Source organism: Flavobacterium sp. WG21 (genome assembly GCF_000335775.1).
In the GTDB taxonomy this organism is placed as follows: domain Bacteria; phylum Bacteroidota; class Bacteroidia; order Flavobacteriales; family Flavobacteriaceae; genus Flavobacterium; species Flavobacterium tructae.
The window spans coordinates 1-568 of record NZ_AMYW01000084.1 but is presented as its reverse complement, the minus strand read 5'-3'; the positions used below and the strand labels follow the sequence as shown (position 1 = coordinate 568).

Here is a 568-nt window from a genome sequence, read left to right as displayed (position 1 = left end):
TGAACCATAATAGGTTGTTCCGCTCGTTAAGGAAGTTGTCGAAGTCAATTTATTGCCTGCAGTAGCCGCATCGTACCAAGTCACTCCTGTTTCATTGGTTACCAAACTTGCCACAGTAGCATTCGCAGATTTACAGAATTCCTGCGTACTGTTAGCTGTGGTTGGTGTCTTTGGGTCGCTAATGGTTACTATTACCGCTAATCGTGTTGGGCTCTCGCAAGTACCTACTTTTAGTGAACCATAATATGTTGTTCCGTTTACCAAAGCGGTTGTTGAACTCACTACATTACCTGCAGTAGCCGCATCGTACCAAGTAACTCCTGTTTCATTGGTTACCAAACTTGCCACGGTAGCATTACTGTTTTTACAAAATTCCTGTGCTGCATTCCCTGTTGGAGTTTGCGGATCGCTGATCGTTACCATTACTGCCAATCTTGTTGGACTCTCGCAAGTACCTACTTTTAGTGAACCATAATATGTCCTTCCGTTTACCAAAGCGGTTGTTGAACTCACTACATTACCTGCAGTAGCCGCATCGTACCAGATAACACCCGTTTCATTGGTTATC

Annotated in this window: 1 pseudogene; it reads right to left on the bottom strand. The window is 44.0% G+C overall.

Annotation, left to right across the window (positions count from 1 at the left end):
• Positions 1-568, bottom strand: a pseudogene (locus C245_RS23515) (gliding motility-associated C-terminal domain-containing protein); the annotation flags it as partial.